Here is a 21,263-nt window from a genome sequence, read left to right as displayed (position 1 = left end):
ATGGAAAATAATAACAAAAGAATACTTTTAGTAGAAGATGACCTAAATTTTGGGGCGGTTCTTAAAGATTATCTAATGTTAAATGACTTTGAAGTTACTTTAGCTAAAAACGGTATGGAAGGTTTCGAGAAATTCAAGAAAGATGTTTACGATTTATGTATTCTTGATGTAATGATGCCTTATAAAGATGGTTATACTTTAGCCAAAGAAATTAGAGAAAAGAACAGCGAAGTGCCAATTATTTTTTTAACTGCAAAATCTATGAAAGAAGATGTGTTAAAAGGATACAAAGCTGGTGCTGACGACTATTTAAATAAGCCTTTTGACTCAGAGGTTTTATTGATGAAAATTAAAGCGATTATCCAAAGAAAATCAGCTGATACAAAAGCAGAACAAGTACAGTTTGAATTTAATATTGGTAAATTCCACTTAAATTCTAAACTAAGATTCTTAACTTTTGAAAACGAGGAGCCAATAAAACTATCTCCAAAAGAAAATGAATTACTTAAAATGTTAATTCTACATGAAAATGATTTAATGCCAAGAGAATTAGCGTTAACTAAAATCTGGAGAGATGACAACTACTTTACTTCAAGAAGTATGGACGTTTACATTGCTAAACTTAGAAAATACCTAAAATCTGATGAAGATGTTGAAATTCTTAACATTCACGGAGAAGGTTTCAGATTAGTAGTAAAAAGCAAAGTTTCTGAATAACAAATTCACCTGAAAAAATATAAGCCCTGAGAAATCAGGGCTTTTTTTATGCTTTAAAAACAAGTAGAAATATGCGTAATCTCGTTAATTCGGCAAAGATTGTTAATTCACTTTGCGTAGACGCACTGCAGTGCGTCTCTACGATTAAGGATGGGGATAATTGAAATCGACAAAGATTGACTGTAGAGATGCACAGCAGTGCATCTAACCAAAGATTAGCAAACTAACATATTTATAAATTTAACAAAATTTGGAATTTAATTTTAGATCTTTTTAATTTGGAGCAATTTCCTGCTGTCCGCTATATCTTTTTCTTGCTAAAGAAGCAAGAAAAAGGATGCCACTTCCATCAGGGCTAGGGCTTTAGTTTTCAGATAGATAATATAGTTTTTACGATTCAAAAAATCCCTTGATTATTTTTTAGATGAATTTTCTTTAAAATAAATTTGGAAAATCAAAAAACAATTCTGAATATTTGCACACGAAAAAAATAATAACCCTTTAAAAACGAAGAAAAATGTTTGTACATAGATCGACATCTCAGCGCTTCACACCAAACGTATTTGGTGTAGCAATTCTTCGTGGCTTATTTCAATCTTAGAAATATATTTTTAGATATATAAAAAAGCCCGAAGACATTTAGTTTCGGGCTTTTTTTATTCTAGACACTTCAAATCTTCCCGAAAATCGATTTTATTTATCCTTCACGGATAAAATGGTAAGCCTATTTGGCTGTTAATTTAATGCACTATAATTTTTAATGCAAAATTATACGGTAGATGAGTATGCTTTGTGCACTCGTTTTAAAAGTAAAAGAAGAAAAAAAAGATTAGTAAAAGAAGATTTCGAAAAACAATTAATTCAGATAAGAAAGCTTGAAAAAGAACTTTGGAACAAACGAAAAGATTTGCCATTAGTTCCGCTTGAAAATCCATATCAAAAAGGATGGCAGCGTCATTTTGTACTGAGAGAAGATATATCAAGATCAAGCGAAGCCGCATTTTACAGAACACTTTTAGAAAAAATAAATACATGGCAGTTTTCTTCTGAAAAGTCTTTTAAAAGAAAGAAAAAGAGAAAAAGAAGAAATGTTTATGTTGAAAAAATTCAAACTGTAAAAGAATTTTCGGAATGGGAATGGAGAAGTCCAAAATTAGAATTGACAGAAAAAGAAAAAATGCATTTTTATAAGCGCGAACGTTGGTGCAGCAACTTTAAGCGATATAAAATTCATTATGTGTTTAATGAGCCATGGCGCTATGTACTTCGCATTAGTCCGTACATGATCACACATACTAAAATGGTCGATTCAGATTTGGAAAGTGAGATTCAGCTTCTTGACAATTACATTACTAATCTTAATTTAAGACATAAGATAAACAAATTAGTAGATGGTTTTTCTCATCGTTGGAGTTATTATGAAAATGAAAATCCAAAAGAGATAAGCCCAATTAAAAATAAAAGTCTGCATGTATTGTATCAGCAATATGTAGACGAAATGATATAAATCATGGGAAATAAATTAACTGGAAAAGACCTGATTAAGTTAGGATTTCCAAAGAATAATTCAATAAATATAGCCTTAGGGCAGATTAACAGATATAGAAAAAGAGAAAAAAAGGAATCTATTCTAGCAGAAGCAAAAGATGTTTTACTTCATCCGGAAAAGTTTGAAGGACACGGAACATGGGGCAAAGTAGCCGAAGGTTTGGTAAATCCTGTTCATGTAAGAATGCATCAGCTTAAAACAACCAGAGTACCTTTTACAATTTTTGGCGAAAATGAAATTGACCAGCAGGCAAAATTTCAATTATACGATTCGTTAAAACTGCCAGTTTCGGTCGCAGGAGCTTTAATGCCAGATGCTCATTCCGGATATGGATTGCCAATTGGCGGTGTTTTAGCAACAGATAATGCTGTAATTCCATACGGAGTTGGGGTTGATATTGGATGCCGAATGAGTCTTTCGATTTTCGATTTGCCGGCGTCTCATTTCAAAGGAAAAGAACATCAGTTAGAAGCAATTTTAAAAGACAATACCAAGTTTGGAATGTACGAAACGCATACTTCAAGAGTAGATCATGAAGTGTTTTATAAATCCGAATTTAAGGATATTCCGCTGCTGAAGAATCTTTTGCCAAAAGCCTATAAACAATTAGGAACTTCTGGAGGAGGAAACCATTTTGTAGAATTTGGAATTGCTAAAATTGAAAATCCAGAGAACGAGTGGAAGCTTGAAAAAGGCGAATATTTTGCTGTTCTTTCACACAGTGGTTCTCGAGGTTTAGGTGCTAATATTGCAAAGCATTACACATATCTGGCAACCAAACAATGTCCGCTGCCTAAAAATGTACAACATTTGGCATGGCTGGATTTAAATACGCACGATGGTCAGGAATATTGGCTGGCGATGAATTTAGCCGGAGAATATGCACAAGCCTGTCACGATGATATTCACAGACGAATAGCTAAAGCCATTGGGAAAAGAGTAGTGGTAACGATAGAAAACCATCACAATTTTGCCTGGAAAGAAATGGTAAACGGTCAGGAATGTATCGTGCATAGAAAAGGCGCAACACCGGCAGGTGAAGGACAGCTGGGAATTATTCCCGGTTCGATGACAGCACCGGGTTATATTGTAAAAGGCAAAGGAAATGCTGCAAGTTTAAACTCAGCTTCGCACGGTGCCGGACGTTTATTTTCGAGAGCGAAATGTAAAAGCACTTTTACGCAAAGCGAGATTAAAAAGGTTTTAAAAGCCAGCGATGTAACCTTGATTGGAGGCAATATTGACGAAGCACCAATGGCGTACAAAGACATTACAAAAGTGATGGCAAACCAAACTGATTTGGTGGAAGTTCTGGGAACTTTTACACCTAAGATTGTTAGAATGGACCGCTAAAAAAGAGACTTAAAAATGGAAAAAATAATTCAAATAACAGCGGGTCGAGGACCTGCAGAATGCACTTGGGTGGTTGCCCAAGTGCTTAAAAAAGTTTTGGAAGAAGCACAAAATCAGCAATTAGAGGTTTTGCTGTTGCAGCGTGAAGCAGGCCAAGAAAACGGAACAGTCGAAACGGCTTCTATTGCTGTAAAAGGAAAGAATGTGGATCAATTTGTGAAATCCTGGATTGGAACGATTCAATGGATTGGCCAAAGTCAGTTTAGGAAAATGCACAAACGCAAGAACTGGTTTATTGGAATCTTTGAAATTGAACCGCAGAAAAATGCATCGGTTTCTGAAAATGATATTCAATATCAGGCCATGAGAAGCTCAGGCGCGGGTGGTCAGCATGTAAACAAAGTCAGTTCGGCAATAAGGGCAACGCATATTCCAACCGGAATTGCAGTAGTTTCGATGGACAGCCGTTCGCAGCACCAAAACAAAAAACTGGCAACAGAAAGATTATTAAAAAAACTAGAAGACGAGAAACTGATTCAGCTTAAAAATCATGTGGGAAAACAATGGGAAAACCAGCTTAATATTGAGCGTGGAAATCCTGTTAGGGTTTTTACCGGAAGTGACTTTAAAAAGAATAAAGCTGAGAAAAGTTACAAAGGAACCCGTCAGAAATTAAAAAACGATTTACGCAATGAAAACAATTGATAAATACCTTTTTCAGGCTTTGGATAATTATCCGTTTTGGCTTGAAGGAACGATAGAATCTTTGGATTATGCTTTTTCTTATGATGCAAAAAATACTATGGTTTTGTGTTTGTACGGAAGAATTCAGGCAGAACAATTAATGAATTATGAAGAAGCAAAACTGTACTTTCAGGAAGCTTTAACTATTAATATTCATGCGCTGGAAGTGTATCCGTATTATTTACAGACTTTAATTCTAAACGAAGATTATGACGAAGCGTTAAAGCTGATTGATTTTGCTTTGACGATAAAAGGAATAAACAAATCTGATATTTATGTAAAAAAAGCAATTCTTTTTGAAGCACGTCAAGAATTTAAGAAAGCATTAGAGGAAATTAAAAATGCAAAACTGTATTCTTTACAATTTGCATACGAGTATAATATTAATGATGTAGAAAAAAGAATTGAAAATAAGGTGAATTTGCTAAAGAAGAAAAAGAAACCCAAAAAAAGTTCTAAAAAGAAATTAAAATGATTTTAATGAAAAAACGATGCGATTCTATTTGAATCGCATCGTTTTTTATAATTCAGATGTCCCTACGGGACATTTTTATTTATACCGCATCCTTTTTTCTACCAACGATAAACTCCTAGCGGAGTTTTTGCTTGAAATGATATAACGATAAAAATCTGCGTTAATCAGTTTAATCCGTTAAATCTGTGGGCTAATTACTTCCAATGCAGCTCCAAAGCAAAACAGGTTTTTTCGCCTTTTGTTATGCTGAATGTTGCAGTTGTATGATCGTCATCTTCGCTTTCGTGGATTACAACATTATCTTTTAGGGAAAGCTCTTTCATGAAATTCATTTCGAAGCTTTTTACTTCTTGTTTTAAAATTCTTTTTGGATCAACGTGATCAAGGCACCATTCTAAATATTTAACGTTATTTACGTGATTTACAATATCTAGATCAGATAAATAAACGATTTTTTCGAAAACGGCTTCTTTTTCGTGATTGATGTTTATTTTAGAGAATCCTTCTTCTGTCGCTCTGTTTTCGGGGAATAATTCGAAATGTTCGTATGGAATTGCCAAAGGCTCAGGTCGGCGTGTTTGTGTATTGAAAACGGCCCAATAGGTTTCGCAGCCTACAATTTTTTTTCCGTTAACATACATTTCGAGGGCACGAACAGAACGTGAATTTTCAAGGCTGTTGATCCATGTTTTTACTGTTACAACATCCTGCCATTTTGGTAAAGCATGAACTTCTACTCGCATACGGCTTAAAACCCATGATTGATGAAATTCCTGCATGTCATGAAAACTGATGCCTCCAATTTCGGCATGTGCTCCCGCTGTTAATTGTAAAATATTACATAAATCGGTATATTTTAAAAAACCTGCTGGCGTGCATTGTATGAAATTGATTTCCCAGTCTTTACTATAAACTGACGTGAAATTTGGAGATATTGGCATTTTGTAATTTTAGATTTTAGATTGTTGATTTTAGATTTTTCCTGCGGGAAATAGAATAAAGATGAAAGAGAAAAGATTTCTATTTTAGAAGATTTTCTATGTAATTTATAATCTTATTTCTATCAGTCGAATAATCAAACCATTTGGTTGATTCGTTTCGTTTGAACCAGGTTAATTGTCTTTTGGAGAATCTGCGGGTATTTTTCTTGATTTCGTCTATGGCAAACGGAAGAGTGAATTCTTCGTCAAAATAACTAAATAATTCTCTATAACCGACAGTTTGAAGCGCATTTAACTCTTTATTAGGGTATAACGTTTTCGCTTCTTCCAGTAAACCTTGGTTCATCATGATGTCAACCCGCTGGTTGATTCGGTTGTAAATAACTTCTCTGTCAGCGTCTAAACCAATTAAAATAGGGGTGAAGTTTCGATTGTTTTTCTTCTGGTTTAAAAAAGAAGAATAGGGTTTTTGAGTTCCAATGCAAACTTCTACAAAACGCATCATTCGTTGTGGGTTTTGCAAAGTCTGTGGATTTTCTGAAGTTATTTTTTGATAATATTCTGGATCTAAGTTTTTAAGTTGTTCTTGCAGGTATTCGATTCCTAGTTTTTCATAATTTGAATTTACCTGAGAACGTACTTCTGGGTTGATTTCCGGAAATTCGTCAAATCCTTTTAAAATGGCGTCTACATACAATCCTGAACCGCCTATAAGAATAACGAAATCATTGGTTTGAAATAGCTCTTCGATTTTAGCTAAGGCTTCTTTTTCGTAATCTCCTACGGTATAATTTTCGAAAATAGATTTATTTTGAATGAAATGATGTTTTGCTGCGTTCAGTTCTTCGGGATTGGGAACAGCGGTTCCTATCGTCATTTCTTTAAAAAACTGACGGCTGTCGCAAGAAACAATTTCGCATTTAAAATGTTGTGCCAAAGCAATGCTCAAGGCAGTTTTGCCTATAGCTGTTGGTCCGACAATGGTTATTAGGTATTTCATATTTTTTAGCCCAGATGGAAATGGAAACCCCGGACTTATATTTGTTCGTTTTTTTTGGTGTAAAAGAGCGACTTTAGAAGCTCCTTTTATGCCTTAAAAAACAACAAAGATAAGGAGGAGTTGCAATGTACAGCTGGAATGGCTTCATATTAATTAATTGGCAATTCGGTTCCGCATTCATAACAGTATTTTGCGTTATCAAAATGAACTTGAGATTGACATTTTCTGCATGTTTTTTTTGTGTTTACAGCGTTACTTTTTAGACTGCTTTTAGCAAATTCGGCTGTTACGATTCCTGTTGGAACGGCGATGATTCCGTAACCTAAAATCATGACTAATGCTGCAATAAATTGTCCTAAAGGCGATTGTGGCGAAATATCACCGTAGCCCACAGTGGTTAAGGTTACGATAGTCCAATAAATTCCCATTGGAATGCTGGTAAATCCTGATTCTCTGCCTTCGACCAGATACATTATGGTGCCAATAATTACGGTACTGATGAGTACAAAATAAATAAAAACTAAAATTTTCTCTTTACTGGCTTCGATCGCGTCTTTAAGCTGTGCTGATTGATGCGAAATTTGGGGGATATGTAATATTTTGAATAATCTGAAGAATCGCAATGCCCTGACAACGGATAAAACACTTGCACCGGGAAAAAATATTGATAAATACATGGGTAATACAGCCAGTAAATCGATGATTCCGTAAAAGCTGAAAACGTATTTGACTGGTTTTTGAATGGATATAACGCGTAAAATATATTCGATTGTAAAAAATACGGTGATTATCCATTCGCAAATTATAAGCGGCTGATGGTATTTTTGGCTGATTCCTTCGACGGTATCGAGCATGATTAAAAGAACGCTCAATAAAATCAAACCCAATAGAACTAAATCGAACATTCGTCCTAGAATGGTGTTTGTACCATAAAGGATGATTTTTATTTTTTCTCGAAAGATTTCGTATTGTGATTTTCTATTTTTCATATCTGCGAAGATAATGAAAGTTTTGTTTTGTTAAAAATGAAGGACTTTTAGAGATTTACTCTTACGGATGTAGCTTTGGATAATATTTTTTACATCGCGGTTATGCTGCATTGGAATCAGGATATTTTTTAGGATATCGATATTGGTAATCTGATAGTTAAGATCATAGTAGGCATATCCTTTATAAACTCCGTTTTCGATTAATACGGCACTTCTTTCGTTTATATTTCGGCCTCGGTCTATCAAAATCATGTTTTTGTTTTCGAAGCTGTTTTCAGAAATAAACTGCTGAACTCTTAAATTGTAAATTTCGGGTGTAACTTCGCCAATGCAGGCGCCGTCGCATTCTTTGATTTTATATTGAAAACACTCTTTTTTGGTTTGATATAAACCGGTTAATTTTTGGCACAAATGGTATTTTGCCGTGAATTTAAAAAGCGCATTTTTTCCTTCCTGCAATGAAGCAAACGATGTAATTTCTTTTTTACGACCGTCGGCTTTTTCCAGTTTTAAATTGATGTAGCCTTTAGCGTCTTTTTCGGCGTAGATGGCAAAAGGAAAAACTGATTTTTTCTGCGAACGATTGTATTTTGGACGATTTACCTTAACTTCCTGACTTTCTTTTAAAAGTGCAATTAATTCGCTTCCGGTTTCGTCGTAAGTTATGGTAAAAACTTCGGCTTGAATCTTTTTGCTTTTAGTGGTAATTCCGGTAAAATGCTGGTTGATTCTCTTTTTTACATTTTGGCTTTTGCCAATGTAAATTAAAGTGCCACTTTCGTTATAAATGTAGTAAACGCCGGTTTTGGCTGGCATTTGACTTAAAAGATCCAGAAATTTTGGCGCAATTCCTTTTTCGACTTCCAGCTTTATAAAATCTTTTACGATGGTTTTTTCAACATCTTTTTCTAAAAGCATTTTAAAAAGCTTTGTCGTTGCCATGGCATCTCCGCTGGCGCGATGTCGGTCTGCCATTGGAATTCCGAGTGCGCGCACCAATTTTCCTAAGCTGTAAGAAGGTTGTTCCGGAATTAATTTTTTGGCTAATTCTACGGTACAAAGTGTTCTGGCTTCAAAATCGTAGCCTAAACGTCTAAATTCAGTTCGTAAAATTCGGTAATCAAAAGAGGCATTATGAGCTACAATAACGCAGTCGGCTGTAATTTCGATAATGCGTTTGGCAACTTCGTAAAACTTTGGCGCAGAACGCAGCATAGCATTGTTGATTCCAGTCAGCTTTACAACGAAAGGCTGAATTGGAATTTCGGGATTGACAAGGCTGATGAACTGGTCGACTACTTCATGTCCATCAAATTTATAGATGGCAATTTCAGTAATTCCTTCTTCATTAAACTGTCCTCCAGTTGTTTCTATGTCTAGTATTGCGTACAAATTAAGTGTTCAGTCTCAGTTTTTAGTATTCAGTTTTTCTGTAGAGAGGCACCGCAGTGCGTCTTACTATATGCAGTTTTGAAATTATCTTCCGCCAAAAATGCTGCTTCCAATGCGAACCATTGTAGAGCCGCATTCTATTGCAAGCTGATAATCTCCGGACATTCCCATTGAAATTGTAGAGACGCACTGTAGTGCGTCTTTACCGTATCCGTCAATATGTTTTAATGAATCAAAAATGGATTTTAAATGGGTAAATTCTTTTTTAATTTGATTTTGATCTTCTGTGAAGGTTGCCATTCCCATTAATCCTAAGATACGAATATTTTTTAACTCTTTAAATGCTGAAGAAGTTAAAAGTTCAATTAATTCGTTTTCGTCTAAACCAAATTTAGTTTCTTCTTCGGCAATATACATTTGAAGAAGGCAATCTATTGTTCTGTTGTTTTTTAAAGCTTGTTTGTTGATTTCCTGCAATAACTTCAAACTATCAACACCATGGATCAAACTCACAAATGGTGCCATAAATTTAACTTTATTCGACTGAACGTGACCAATCATGTGCCATTGAATATCTTTTGGCATTTGTTCCCATTTCTCCGTCATTTCCTGGATTTTATTTTCTCCAAAAATGCGCTGACCGGCTTCATAAGCCTGCATTAAATCTGAAACAGGTTTGGTTTTTGAAACGGCAACAAGGGTTACATGTTCAGATAAACTTGCTTTAATTGTATTTAAATTCGATTGAATCGACATGATATTTCTTTTTTATAAAAACTGCTTCGAGATTTTCTCTGCTTTTTTACTTTCGCTGTAATCGTAAAAACCTTCACCAGATTTTACGCCCAATTTTCCGGCTCTTACCATATTTACTAATAATGGACAAGGAGCGTATTTTGGGTTTTTGAAACCTTCGTACATTACATTTAAAATGGCAAGACAAACATCAAGACCAATAAAATCAGCTAATTGAAGCGGTCCCATAGGGTGCCCCATTCCTAATTTCATTACGGTGTCAATTTCATAAACTCCGGCAACTTTATTGTATAACGTTTCGATTGCTTCGTTTAGCATTGGCATTAAAATTCTATTGGCTACAAAACCTGGATAATCGTTTACTTCAACTGGGGTTTTTCCTAGTTTTACAGATAAATCCATGATAATTTTAGTGACTTCATCGCTGGTATTGTAACCGCGGATGATTTCAACCAATTTCATAATTGGAACAGGATTCATAAAGTGCATTCCGATAACACGTTCAGGATGTGCAACAACTGAGCCAATTTGAGTAATGGAGATCGAAGAAGTATTGGTTGCTAAAATCGTATTGTGAGAACAAGCTTCGTTTAATTGTTTAAAGATGTTCAGTTTTAATTCTACATTTTCGGTAGCCGCTTCTACAACCAAATCAGCGCCGACAACACCATCTTTAATATCAGTATACGTAATAATATTAGTGATTGTTTTGGCAACATCTTCTTGAGTAATAGAACCTTTGGCAAGCATGCGATCTAAATTGGCCGCAATAGTTGCCATTCCTTTATCTAATGATTTTTCTGAAACATCAATAAGTTTTACAACAAAACCACTTTGTGCAAATGTATGAGCAATTCCGTTACCCATTGTTCCTGCACCAATTACAGCTATAGTTTTCATTTTTATATTAGTTATTATATTTATGATTTAGCCACGAATTCACTAATTATTATGCGAATTCGTGGCTAATTTATTTTGATTTTCTTTAGTTATTTATCGAAACAATCAATAATTTGATACGCTACACGCAATGCATCTGTAGCCTGTTCCAGTGTTACAACCGGAGTTGTATCTGTATTAATTGCATGAGCAAAAGATTCTAATTCGTCAAGAATAGCATTATTTTGCTCCACATCTGGATTGGTAAAATAGATTTGTTTTTTTACGCCTTCGGCATTTTGCAAGATCATATCAAAATCGCCTGGAACTTCCGGAGCATCTTTCATACGAACTACCTCGCATTTTTTCTCTAAGAAGTCAACCGAAATATAAGCATCTCTTTGAAAGAAACGTGTTTTACGCATGTTTTTCATCGAAATTCGGCTTGCTGTTAAGTTGGCAACACAGCCATTTTCGAATTCAATTCTGGCATTGGCAATATCCGGAGTATCACTAATTACAGATACACCGCTTGCGTGAATATCTTTTACTTTTGAGTTCACAACGCTTAAAATAGCATCTATATCATGAATCATTAAATCCAGAACTACAGGAACGTCTGTACCACGCGGATTAAACTCGGCCAAACGATGCGTTTCTATAAACATCGGGTTTTCGATCATGTTTTTGGTTGCAATAAAAGCGGGATTAAAACGCTCTACATGACCAACCTGACCTTTTACATTGTATTCTTTGGCCAAAGCGATAATTTCTTCGGCTTCATCAACAGTATTGGCAATTGGTTTTTCAATAAAGATATGTTTTCCTGATTTGATTGCTACTTTTGCACATTTGTAGTGTGAAAGAGTGGGTGTAACAATATCGATTACATCGACAGCGTGAATGAGTTTTGCAATTGTGCTGAAGTTTTTATAGCCAAATTCTTTTGAAATTCTTTCGGCATTTTCTTGATTTTCGTCGTAAAATCCAACTAATTCGTATTTGTCAGATTGTTGTAATAAGCGTAAATGTATTTTACCAAGATGACCAGCACCTAAAACTCCTACTTTTAACATGAGAATGTATTTTAAACAAAAATATAATTTATTTGTCGAAAGTGAAAATGAATTTAGCTAATTGTGCGTTGTGAGTTATGAATTATAAATTATGAGCTCTAGCTTTTGACTTTCGCGTTTTGACTTTCTACTTTATTAATTTAATATTTAAAAATCAATATTTGAATTCGTGTTTTGTTTCTTATTTTTGCCAAAATAAAACCTATCCATTTTGAAAGACACTGCCAAACATCAAGGACTTCGTAATCAATTAGTAAGCACTTTAGAGCAAAAAGGAATTACTGACAGAGCTGTTTTAGATGCGATTAAAAAAATCCCAAGACACCTTTTTCTAAATTCCAGTTTTGAAGATTATGCTTATCAAGATAAGGCTTTTCCTATAGGCGCGGGGCAGACCATTTCGCAGCCTTACACAGTTGCTTTTCAGTCGCAATTGCTTGAAGTAAAAAAAGATCATAAAATTTTAGAGATAGGAACAGGATCCGGTTACCAAACTGCTGTTTTGTTTATGCTTGGTGCAAAAGTATATACGGTAGAAAGACAAAATGAATTGTTTAAAACGACATCAAATTTATTTCCGAAATTAAATATTCGTCCAAAGCATGTTACTTTTGGAGACGGATACAAAGGTCTGCCAAATTTTGCTCCTTTTGATAGTATTATTGTTACAGCAGGTGCTCCGTTTATTCCGCAGCCTTTAATGGCGCAGTTAAAAATAGGAGGAAGACTTGTTATTCCGCTGGGAGAAGATGTTCAGATTATGACTTTATTAATTAGAAAAAACGAAACTCAATTTGAAAAACATGAGTTTGGAGAATTTAGATTTGTTCCTTTATTAGAAGATAAAAATTAATGAGAAAGCCCAGTTTAGACTGGGCTTTTTTATTGTGTAAGAATTCCAATATATCTTTCTAAACTTTCTTTTTCTATTTGGGCAATAAAGAGTAAAAAATCTTCTTTGTCTTTTTTAGTTTGTGCGATTTCTAAAGATTGATAGTATTGCATTCGGTTTTCATAATCGCCTTTAATGTTGGCTATTAAATACCCTTTTTGCATTAAAATTAAATTCATTACTAATCTTGAAGTTCTTCCGTTTCCATCAATAAAAGGATAAATTGTAATTAATCTTTCGTGCATTTCGGCCGCCAGAATAACAGGATGTAGTTTGTTTTTATTGATTTCATACCATGTAAAATACTCTTCCATTTCCTGAGGTACCATTAAAGGTTGAGGAGGCATGTGACTGCTTCCTTGAATCATAACCTGAACTTTTCTATAACGGCCGGCATCTTCAGGAATAATTCCTCTTAGGATAAGATTATGAATTGATAGAAGATCGCGTTCATTTAATGAATTGTTTTTGTTCATTAAATCTTTGATAAAACCAATTGCTTCCTGATGATTAATGGCTTCAAGATGTTCCCGCATGCTTTTGCCGGAAATGGTCAAACCTTCATTAATAACCATATCGGTTTCGCGAAGTGTCATTGTATTTCCTTCAATTCTATTACTTTCAAAAGTATATTCGAGTTCTAAAGCTTGTTTGATTTTATAGCTGTCAAATTGCCTGTGCGAATCTAATTTGTCTTTTAGAATATCAATTTCTTTTAATATTTTTTCTAATGAAGTTGATAATTTAAGATTAGATGCTGTTTTGTTGTACTTGATTTCATCTTCTGCAAACTTTAAAGCTTTCAAAGCAAATTCTTCATCGCCAATTTCATAAAGAATTTTTTCTTTTAACCAGGCAATCATCAAAGTTTCATAATCAATTTCTAATAATTGAGACAACTTTGAGATCTGATCTTTTGTTGGTTTTCGGGTTCCCGATTCAAATTTACTGATCAATGCCTGATCAATACCCAGAAGCTGTGCTACTTCGCGGGTTTTTAAACCTTTTTGTTCTCTCGCATTTTTTAAAAGTGATTTCATTTTTAATGAAAATTAAAGTCTTGACAAATTTAGTCATTTTTATAATTGTAAAAAAAAGCAGCATAGTTAAAAGCTGCTTTCTTGTTTTTATTTTGGAGGTAAAGATCCGTCTTTTCTCATTTCTTTTACCACAGCCAGCATTATAGCATCTACTGTCTGTCCTAAATCTGTAACATAATCTGATTTAGTAGTTCCTGTCCAGATTAGTTTGTTTTCTTTTAATGAAAAAATATTGGTTTCAACCATATAAGATGTTGTTTCCTGATAATATCCCGGATCATAAAAAGCAGGGGAGTACATTCCGTACCAGTTTCCAAATCCGTAGCCATACATACCACTGTATAAACCGTCAAAACCTCCGTAGTACATTCCTGTATAAGTTCCGGGAACATAATTGGTTTCTTTGTCTATGCTTACCAAACGCATTGTAACAACTCCATCAAAATTTTCATCCTGAAGGATTTTTAGTTTTTGTTCCTGTGTAAGCTGTTTTGTGGTTTCGTTAAGATATTGATAAGAAGTTTTAAATATCGGATTACTGGCTGCAATTCTGTTTTCGGCAACCCTTCTCGAAGCTTCATCCTTCACTAAAGCTACGACCAGCACTTTTTTAAAGTGTTCCTGCGCTACAGTTATTTTAGGATCTCTCCAGCTATTTACAATAGTTGTATTACTGCCACAGCTTGAAAGTGCCAGAATTACGATTAATAGAATCAGGTATTTTTTCATAATTACAATTATTTAAAAATTATTGTAATAAAAATACGCATAAAATAAAAGCAAATTACCTCTTAACGAAATAACTTTTAGTTATAAGCTTTCTTGATTCGGTCTAAATCGCGTTTTGTATCCTGTTCTTTCAGAGATTCACGTTTGTCGTAGTTTTTCTTTCCTTTACAAAGACCTATCTGCAGTTTGGCAAGACCTTTTTCATTTGTAAACATTTTTAAAGGTACTATAGTAAGACCTTTTGCCTGAACACTTTTATGAAGTGACTTTAATTCTTTTTTATTTAAAAGTAATTTTCGCTCACTTCTTGATTGGTGATTGAATTGATTTCCAAATGAATACTCTTCGATATAAGTATTAATGGCAAAAAGTTCAAGGTTATGAAATTCGCAGAAGCTTTCTGTAATATTTGCTTTTCCTAAACGGATCGATTTAATTTCGGTTCCGGTTAAAACAATTCCAGCGGTATAGGTATCGATTATCTCATAATCAAACCGAGCTCTTTTATTAAGTATATTGACTGATTTTAACATAGGTGCAAAAGTAAGGAAAATTGTAAAACTTCACATGATCAAATATAAGTAAAGATTTATTTTAATTTATGATTAGTATCGTCGTTTTCTTTTGGATTTAAGTTCATATTCTAAATTTTAGTGAATTGTTTAAGGCAATTGATTAATTTTGCAAAAAAGGCCGTACTTTTTTAAGTACGGCCTTTTAGTATTCTTTTAAAACCTATAAATATGGAAAGCAAACCTAAAGATCCGCTTCACGGAATAACACTTCAAAAAATTGTCGAAACTCTGGTAGAGTATTATGGTTTTGATGCTTTAGGAGAATTGATTCCTATAAAATGCTTTATATCAAATCCCAGCGTAAAATCAAGCCTTACTTTTTTAAGAAAAACAGATTGGGCTAGAAAAAAAGTGGAAGATTTGTATATAAAAACGCTTCCTAAATTAAGCTGATTTTTAGTTTAATTTATATGAAATCATAACGCCGCCACGGTAAGGAAGCCATTCGCCGCTTTTATTCCAGTTTTTGGTTTTTTCATACCTTCCTGGTGTTCCATCATTATATTTGCCATGATAAAAGCCTTGATGCCAGCCACCTCCTGCGAAAATGTCTAATAAAAACTTGTCACTTAATTTAACATTGTATCCAACGGTAACTCCTAAACGATAACCAAAACCATGTTCGTATTCATTAGTATTCCAGTAATTCCATTTTTGAATTTCATATAAATCCGGACCAGCATGACCTCCAACATAAAAGCCATTGTATTTTTCTTTAAAATGATAACGAACTTCTGGAGTTAAGGTATAAAATTTCATTGGATGATGACCATTGAAAGATTCCCAGAATGAAGCCATAACGTCAACGCTGAATGTAAGTTTTTCTCCAATACTGGTTTCTACACCAATGTTTGGAACGCCTACTAAAGCTGTTGCACCATTAAATTTGATAAAAGTCTGACTTTGTGATTGAATAGTAAAAAAAAGAATGGATAAGGCTAATAATTTTCTCATGGTATTTGTCTCGAAGTATTACATTTTCGGGCACAAATATAACGCAATAGACCTTTTTTATATTTTAATTAGCTTGAATTTAACAAGAATTTTTTTTTACAGAATCAACTATTTTGTTAATTGTTTAGTAACGAGTAAATTACGCTGTCGATGAATTTGCCATCATAAAATCCACATTCTTTTAAATGAGCTTCTTTTACAAAACCGCATTTTTGCAAAACTTTTTCTGAGGCATAGTTTTCAGGATCAATAACTGCTTCGATCGAGTGTAATTTTAAATCATTAAAACCATATTTGATTAATGTATTTACAGCTTCAGTAATAATACCTTTTCCATGAAATTCCGGTAATAATATATAGCCAATTTCGGAACGATAATTTTCAGGCTGCATCCTGTAATAACCAATTATACCCAGAAGTTTTGGATTATCTTTTAGAGTTATTCCCCAATTAATACCAATATTTGTTTCGATTTTTTCTTCGATCATTGCAATATGTTCCAAAGCTTCTTCATTGTTTTTAACCAATGGCCTCGGAATGAATTTCATAGTTTCCGGATTCGAACGCAATTCAAATACTTCATTAACGTCGTCAGTTGTAACTCTTCTTAAAAGTAAACGTTCCGTTTCTAGAACAGGAAAGGGATGAAAGTTGAATTCTAACATTTTTATTATAGGATTTTGATAGAAAATTGTGAATGAAAAGTTTGATCTGCTTCTAAAACAAGAATACCTTCTTTTTTAAATAAATCTCCCGTATTATTTGCAGTGTCTGAATAACCAAACCAAGGTTCAATACAAACAAACGGAGCTTGATCTTTTGTCCATATTCCTAAACTCGGAAAATCTTCAAAATCTACTTTTATATAAGGTTTTGAGTTTTCAAGAATAGTAAGCGAATTTGATTCTAATGTTTTAAAAACAAGAGCATCATTTTCAAAAAGTTTATAATTTAGAGGAACTACATTTTCTACCGTCTTTAAAGTTTCCGTTTTATTCGAAATTAAATCATTCTCTAAAAGATTGTATTTCAGAGGCTCTTCTTTTTCAAATTTAAACGCGTAGTTTTCGAATTTTTCAGGGAGTGCAATTGCCGGATGCGCACCAATAGAAAAAGGCATTTTAGTTTCTCCTTTATTAATTACGATATATTCTATATTTAAAGATGTATTCTCTAAGGTATAAATAAGCTGTAATTCAAATTCAAAAGGATATTTTTTTAAAGTTTCTGCATTTGATTCTAACGAGAAAACAGCACTATTTCCGGTTTTTTCAACCAATTGAAACTCCATATCTCTTGCAAAACCATGTCTTGGCAATTGGTATTTCTTTTCATTAATTGTATAAGTATTGTTTTTTAAGGTACCAACAATAGGAAACAGAATAGGAGAGTGTTTACCCCAAAAGTCAGGATTTCCTTCCCAGATGTATTCTTTGTTTTTACTATCTGTTAATGAAAATAATTCAGCTCCGGCATGTTTGATAGAAGCTGTAAGTATTGAATTTGATATTGTTGTGCTCAAAATATAATATTTGTAAGAAATTAGTTTATCGTGTTGTAAATATATTTTATAAATTTCGTTTTTTAAGGAAAAAGCCCCAAATTATTTTTTTATAAAATTTTGCCAAAATTAAATTTATGCTTGGCTATTTCTCTGTAAATAGCTTTTTTTTTCATTAATTTGCTACATAAACAGCTAAAAAATATGAAAAAGCAATCAGCAAAAGCCATTTTAACTGCGGCTTTATTTTTTGGGATTTCTTCAGTCTGGGCGCAGCAAACTCCCTCAGCACCAACAACAAGTCCTGTAAATAATTATAATTATCACGATGCCTTTGGGCCGCATTTTTATACAAAAAATGGAACTTCTACACGTGCTGCAAGCGGTCAGCCAGGAGTAGAATATTGGCAGAATAGAGCCGATTATCAAATCACGGCAAAATTAAACGGAACTACAAATGAAATTGTTGGTACAGACGAAATCACCTATACTAATAATAGTCCGGATAAATTATCATTTTTATGGCTGAATTTAGATCAAAATTTATTCAAAGAAGATTCTAGAGGAAATGCTGTTGTGCCTTTATCAGGAAGTCGTAATGGTGCTCAGGGTCAGGTTTTTGAAGGAGGAAATAAAATTAAATCAGTAAAAGTAATTTCTGGAGGGAAGACCAAAACAGAAGTTGATGCTAAATATATTGTTACAGACACCAGAATGCAGATTTTTCTTCCTCAGGCCTTGGCTGCAAAAGGAGCTTCTGTAAAAATCAAAATTGAATTCTCATTTATCGCACCTTTTGAAGGATCAGACCGAATGGGAGTTTTAGAAACTAAAAACGGAAAAATCTTTACAATCGCGCAATGGTACCCGCGTATGTGTGTGTACGATGATGTAAGAGGATGGAATACAGCACCATATTTAGGAGCTTCTGAATTTTACTTAGAATATGGTGATTTTGATGTAAAATTAACTGTGCCTGGAAATCATTATGTGGTAGCTTCCGGTGAATTAATTAATAGTGCTGAAGTATTTTCTGCAGATCAGTTAAAGAAATACAAAGACGCTTCTAACAGTGATAAAACAGTTACAATTCGTTCTGCAGAAGAAGTTGCTGCAACAGTAAATACAAATGCAGCAACAACAAAAACATGGCATTATAAAATAAAAAATGCACGTGATTTTTCTTGGGCTTCATCATCTGCTTTTATTTTAGACGGAGCAAAAATAAACTTACCAAGCGGTAAAAAATCTTTAGCATTATCTGCTTATCCGGTAGAAAGTGCTGGCGAAGGCGCATACGGGCGTTCTACAGAATATGTAAAAGCATGTATCGAACATTACTCTAAACAATGGTTCGAATATCCTTATCCTGCAGCTACAAACGTAGCAGGAAATGAGGGCGGAATGGAATATCCTGGAATTGTTTTCTGCAGCTGGAAATCGAAAGGGCAAGATTTATGGGGAGTTACAGATCATGAATTTGGACATATCTGGTTCCCAATGATCGTAGGTTCAAACGAAAGATTATTTGCATGGATGGATGAAGGATTCAATACTTTTATTAATTCATTAAGTACAGCAGCATTTAATAATGGTGAATATAAAGAAGAACCAACAGATTTACACAAACAATCAGAGCCTTTTACAAGACCTGATCTGGAAACGATCATGAGTTCTCCTGATAACATGAAAGAAGCCAATATTGGTATGTTGTGTTATTTTAAACCAAGTGCAGGTTTGGTAATTTTAAGAGAGCAGATTTTAGGAAAAGAACGTTTTGATATCGCTTTTAGAACTTATATCGAGCGTTGGGCTTACAAACACCCACAGCCCGATGACTTTTTCAGATCTATGGAAAATGTTGCAGGAGAAGACTTAAGCTGGTTCTGGAGAAGCTGGTTTGTAAATAACTGGCGTTTTGACCAAGGAATCAATTCTATTAAATATGTAAAAAATGATCCTGCAAAAGGAGCTGTCATTACTGTTGAAAATTTTGATAAAATGCCAATGCCAATTGTGCTGGATGTGAAAACAAAAAGCGGTAAAGTAACCAGAGTAAATCTTCCGGTAGAAATTTGGCAGCGCAATAAAGACTGGTCTTTCAAACATAATTCTACAGAAGAAATTGAAAGTATCACTCTGGATCCAGATCATGCTTTCCCAGACAATAACGATTCAAACAATGTTTGGACAGCAGGAAAAGGAAAAATTGAAAAAGATGTCATCTTAGATCCGTATTTAGGTACTTTTGTTACCAAATTGGCACCTTTAACAATTGAGTTTACAGAGAAAAACAGCACGTTGTATGCTGAACTTACAGACTTTCCTAAGTTTTCTGTTAAACAGGTAGAAAACGAAAAAGATACATTTGAATCTAAAGGAGCTGGCTTGAAATTTAAATTCAACGAAGCTAAAACTGGTTTAGATATGATTATTTTAGGAAACGGACAATCAGTGCCATTTACTAAAAAGTAAAACATAAATTCTAAAGTTTTTAAAACCCGATAGTTTTTCTATCGGGTTTTCTTTTGGTTTCAGGTTTCAGGTTTCAGTTCCAAGTTCCAAGTTTCAAGTTTCAAGTTCTAGAAAATCTCAGAACCTTAGCAGCTTAGCATCTCAGTATCTTCAAAAAAACAACAAATCATTAAAAAAATGTTAGAATTTAAATTTTTTGTTTTGCGAATAAAAAAATAATGTACTTTTGCACCGATGAATAAAATAAGTTTACATATAACTTCTTTGTCACGGACAAACTCACCTAGTACTTCTCCCGAAGTACGGATACTATCTATATAGTATTCACTGAGTTTTATAGCCGTATATTTATTCATATCCCTTTTTCATTTTGAAATCACATAATTTGTCCATTGGACAAACATATCCTAAAAGTATTTATTATTTTGTAAATTTTCTTGATCAAGCTTTTGATTTTGAATATGTTACTTCTATTTTGCTTAAATTTATTGGATTCAATTCTGGATTTCAAACTAAACAATATGCTTTAATTTTTAACTCTAACTTCAATTATTGAAATGAAGATCTCTATTGTTGTTACTCAGGAAGAACACTTCAAATTCGCACAGGAAATCTGCGATACGATAGAATCATCGGCCTTGTTAAGAGGTACCGGGATTGCTAAAAGAACCCCTGAGTATATTCAGAAAAAAATGTCGAATGGTGATGCGATGATTGCTCTGGCAGACGGGAAATTTGCTGGTTTTTGTTATATCGAAAGCTGGCAGCACGGAAAATTCGTGGCACATTCTGGGTTAATCGTACATCCTGACTACAGAAGTTTAGGTTTGGCAAAAAAGATCAAATCAAAGGTTTTTGATTATTCTTTGCAGCGATTTCCAGATGCTAAAATATTTGGAATTACAACTGGTTTGGCCGTAATGAAAATTAACTCTGAATTAGGTTATAAGCCAGTTCCTTTTTCAGAATTAACAACAGACCCAAGCTTTTGGGCAGGTTGCAAAACGTGTACCAATTATCAAATCCTGCAAAGTAAAGAAAACAAAATGTGTCTTTGTACCGGAATGCTGTACGACCCAAAAGAAAAACAAAAAACACCGCCAAGACATCCTTTTAACGAGGCTGTTTTAAGCAGACTTAAAAAAATTAAACAGGCTTTATTCTTGAATAAATTATTGTCTGTTTTTTTAACCTAAATTAAATTAGAAAAAATCTCAAACTGCTAC

Annotated in this window: 23 protein-coding genes; 9 read left to right on the top strand and 14 right to left on the bottom strand. The window is 33.8% G+C overall.

The genetic code is table 11. The features are described 5' to 3' along the window. The 5 genes from AC1RRQ_RS22025 to AC1RRQ_RS22005 all read left to right on the top strand — a co-directional run bounded on the left by AC1RRQ_RS22025 (position 1) and on the right by AC1RRQ_RS22005 (position 4,838). Positions 1 to 717 (top strand): response regulator transcription factor, encoded by a 717-nt coding sequence (locus tag AC1RRQ_RS22025; protein ID WP_042564360.1) that lies wholly within the window; start codon positions 1 to 3, stop codon positions 715 to 717. Between the two features lie 760 nt (positions 718 to 1,477). Continuing rightward, on the top strand, positions 1,478 to 2,224 hold the full coding sequence (locus tag AC1RRQ_RS22020; RefSeq protein WP_493025145.1) for a hypothetical protein: 747 nt from the start codon (positions 1,478 to 1,480) through the stop codon (positions 2,222 to 2,224). Between the two features lie 3 nt (positions 2,225 to 2,227). Beyond that, entirely contained in the window at positions 2,228 to 3,619 is a 1,392-nt protein-coding gene (locus tag AC1RRQ_RS22015) for an RtcB family protein (RefSeq protein ID WP_493025144.1), read from the top strand. A 15-nt stretch (positions 3,620 to 3,634) separates the two neighbouring features. Continuing rightward, entirely contained in the window at positions 3,635 to 4,324 is a 690-nt protein-coding gene (prfH, locus tag AC1RRQ_RS22010) for a peptide chain release factor H (RefSeq protein WP_493025143.1), read from the top strand. Then, complete coding sequence (locus tag AC1RRQ_RS22005; RefSeq protein ID WP_493025142.1) at positions 4,311 to 4,838, top strand: hypothetical protein; 528 nt, start codon at positions 4,311 to 4,313, stop codon at positions 4,836 to 4,838. The genes prfH and AC1RRQ_RS22005 overlap by 14 nt, the downstream gene beginning before the upstream one ends. Before the next feature lie 194 nt (positions 4,839 to 5,032). On the opposite strand, the gene AC1RRQ_RS22000 is transcribed toward AC1RRQ_RS22005, so the two are convergent. The 7 genes from AC1RRQ_RS22000 to AC1RRQ_RS21970 form a co-directional block, all read right to left on the bottom strand. Beyond that, complete coding sequence (locus tag AC1RRQ_RS22000; RefSeq protein WP_493025141.1) at positions 5,033 to 5,779, bottom strand: acyl-[acyl-carrier-protein] thioesterase; 747 nt, start codon at positions 5,777 to 5,779, stop codon at positions 5,033 to 5,035. 79 nt (positions 5,780 to 5,858) lie between these two features. Further along, positions 5,859 to 6,779, bottom strand: a complete 921-nt coding sequence (gene miaA, locus AC1RRQ_RS21995) for a tRNA (adenosine(37)-N6)-dimethylallyltransferase MiaA (protein WP_493025139.1) — start codon at positions 6,777 to 6,779, stop codon at positions 5,859 to 5,861. Positions 6,780 to 6,928: 149 nt separating this feature from the next. Continuing rightward, complete coding sequence (locus AC1RRQ_RS21990; RefSeq protein ID WP_493025137.1) at positions 6,929 to 7,768, bottom strand: ion transporter; 840 nt, start codon at positions 7,766 to 7,768, stop codon at positions 6,929 to 6,931. A 30-nt stretch (positions 7,769 to 7,798) separates the two neighbouring features. Next, positions 7,799 to 9,160 (bottom strand): exonuclease domain-containing protein, encoded by a 1,362-nt coding sequence (locus AC1RRQ_RS21985; protein ID WP_493025136.1) that lies wholly within the window; start codon positions 9,158 to 9,160, stop codon positions 7,799 to 7,801. Between the two features lie 84 nt (positions 9,161 to 9,244). After that, positions 9,245 to 9,916 carry a YggS family pyridoxal phosphate-dependent enzyme gene (locus tag AC1RRQ_RS21980; protein ID WP_493025134.1) on the bottom strand — a complete coding sequence of 224 codons (672 nt, stop codon included), beginning with the start codon at positions 9,914 to 9,916 and terminating at the stop codon, positions 9,245 to 9,247. Positions 9,917 to 9,928: 12 nt separating this feature from the next. Beyond that, on the bottom strand, positions 9,929 to 10,816 hold the full coding sequence (locus tag AC1RRQ_RS21975) for a 3-hydroxyacyl-CoA dehydrogenase family protein (RefSeq protein WP_089055830.1): 888 nt from the start codon (positions 10,814 to 10,816) through the stop codon (positions 9,929 to 9,931). An 89-nt stretch (positions 10,817 to 10,905) separates the two neighbouring features. After that, positions 10,906 to 11,871, bottom strand: coding sequence for a Gfo/Idh/MocA family protein (locus AC1RRQ_RS21970; RefSeq protein WP_493025132.1), 966 nt, complete (start codon positions 11,869 to 11,871; stop codon positions 10,906 to 10,908). A gap of 211 nt (positions 11,872 to 12,082) precedes the next feature. Between AC1RRQ_RS21970 and AC1RRQ_RS21965 the strand changes: the two genes are divergently transcribed. Next, complete coding sequence (locus AC1RRQ_RS21965; RefSeq protein ID WP_493025131.1) at positions 12,083 to 12,724, top strand: protein-L-isoaspartate(D-aspartate) O-methyltransferase; 642 nt, start codon at positions 12,083 to 12,085, stop codon at positions 12,722 to 12,724. A 29-nt stretch (positions 12,725 to 12,753) separates the two neighbouring features. Here the strand turns inward: AC1RRQ_RS21965 and AC1RRQ_RS21960 are convergent, their stop codons facing one another. From AC1RRQ_RS21960 to smpB, 3 genes are all read right to left on the bottom strand, one after another. Continuing rightward, positions 12,754 to 13,803: a Fic family protein gene (locus AC1RRQ_RS21960; protein WP_493025130.1), complete on the bottom strand. Its 1,050-nt coding sequence runs from the start codon at positions 13,801 to 13,803 to the stop codon at positions 12,754 to 12,756. A gap of 87 nt (positions 13,804 to 13,890) precedes the next feature. Next, the gene (locus AC1RRQ_RS21955) at positions 13,891 to 14,532 is read right to left on the bottom strand and encodes a hypothetical protein (RefSeq protein ID WP_493025128.1); all 642 of its coding nucleotides are present in this window, start codon (positions 14,530 to 14,532) and stop codon (positions 13,891 to 13,893) included. A gap of 77 nt (positions 14,533 to 14,609) precedes the next feature. Continuing rightward, positions 14,610 to 15,065: an SsrA-binding protein SmpB gene (gene smpB / locus AC1RRQ_RS21950; protein ID WP_493025127.1), complete on the bottom strand. Its 456-nt coding sequence runs from the start codon at positions 15,063 to 15,065 to the stop codon at positions 14,610 to 14,612. 210 nt (positions 15,066 to 15,275) lie between these two features. On the opposite strand from smpB, the gene AC1RRQ_RS21945 reads away from it, so the two are divergent. Beyond that, positions 15,276 to 15,500 (top strand): VF530 family protein, encoded by a 225-nt coding sequence (locus AC1RRQ_RS21945; protein ID WP_493025126.1) that lies wholly within the window; start codon positions 15,276 to 15,278, stop codon positions 15,498 to 15,500. Between the two features lie 3 nt (positions 15,501 to 15,503). Here the strand turns inward: AC1RRQ_RS21945 and AC1RRQ_RS21940 are convergent, their stop codons facing one another. The 3 genes from AC1RRQ_RS21940 to AC1RRQ_RS21930 form a co-directional block, all read right to left on the bottom strand. Next, the gene (locus tag AC1RRQ_RS21940) at positions 15,504 to 16,061 is read right to left on the bottom strand and encodes a DUF3575 domain-containing protein (RefSeq protein ID WP_493025125.1); all 558 of its coding nucleotides are present in this window, start codon (positions 16,059 to 16,061) and stop codon (positions 15,504 to 15,506) included. 116 nt (positions 16,062 to 16,177) lie between these two features. Beyond that, on the bottom strand, positions 16,178 to 16,726 hold the full coding sequence (locus AC1RRQ_RS21935) for a GNAT family N-acetyltransferase (protein ID WP_493025124.1): 549 nt from the start codon (positions 16,724 to 16,726) through the stop codon (positions 16,178 to 16,180). Between the two features lie 5 nt (positions 16,727 to 16,731). Continuing rightward, positions 16,732 to 17,583 (bottom strand): aldose 1-epimerase family protein, encoded by an 852-nt coding sequence (locus tag AC1RRQ_RS21930; protein ID WP_493025123.1) that lies wholly within the window; start codon positions 17,581 to 17,583, stop codon positions 16,732 to 16,734. 183 nt (positions 17,584 to 17,766) lie between these two features. On the opposite strand from AC1RRQ_RS21930, the gene AC1RRQ_RS21925 reads away from it, so the two are divergent. Next, positions 17,767 to 20,037 (top strand): M1 family metallopeptidase, encoded by a 2,271-nt coding sequence (locus AC1RRQ_RS21925; RefSeq protein ID WP_493025122.1) that lies wholly within the window; start codon positions 17,767 to 17,769, stop codon positions 20,035 to 20,037. Between the two features lie 125 nt (positions 20,038 to 20,162). Here AC1RRQ_RS21925 and AC1RRQ_RS21920 read toward each other — a convergent pair whose 3' ends face one another. Further along, entirely contained in the window at positions 20,163 to 20,393 is a 231-nt protein-coding gene (locus AC1RRQ_RS21920; RefSeq protein WP_493025120.1) for a hypothetical protein, read from the bottom strand. Positions 20,394 to 20,594: 201 nt separating this feature from the next. Between AC1RRQ_RS21920 and AC1RRQ_RS21915 the strand changes: the two genes are divergently transcribed. Further along, the gene (locus tag AC1RRQ_RS21915; RefSeq protein ID WP_493025119.1) at positions 20,595 to 21,233 is read left to right on the top strand and encodes a GNAT family N-acetyltransferase; all 639 of its coding nucleotides are present in this window, start codon (positions 20,595 to 20,597) and stop codon (positions 21,231 to 21,233) included. Positions 21,234 to 21,263 lie beyond the last annotated feature (30 nt).

The organism is Flavobacterium sp. GW821-FHT12A05, assembly GCF_058807735.1.
The sequence above is the reverse complement of the archived record's forward strand: the minus strand, read 5'-3'. Positions and strand labels throughout refer to the sequence as shown.